Annotated in this window: 1 protein-coding gene; it reads right to left on the reverse strand. The window is 58.1% G+C overall.

The window, feature by feature from the left end:
* Positions 1–30: 30 nt before the first annotated feature.
* A partial coding sequence (locus Q4563_RS22780; protein WP_303606168.1) for an FAD-dependent oxidoreductase occupies positions 31–234 on the reverse strand: 204 nt, incomplete at its 5' end.

Raw genomic sequence — 234 nt, forward strand, 5'->3', positions numbered from 1 at the left:
CTGCTACTGACCGGCCACTGATGGCCTGAATCAGTTCCGGATCAGGTAATCAAACGCTCCCAGTGCGGCGGTGGCCCCGGCACCCATGGAGATGATGATCTGCTTGAACGGCACCGTGGTAACGTCACCGGCCGCCAATATACCAGGCACGCTGGTCTGGCCTTTGGCGTCAATCACGATCTCACCCCGGTTACTCAGTTCCAAAGTGCCTTGCAGAAATTCGCTGTTGGGCAC

The sequence above is a fragment of the Gilvimarinus sp. 1_MG-2023 genome, from assembly GCF_030548285.1.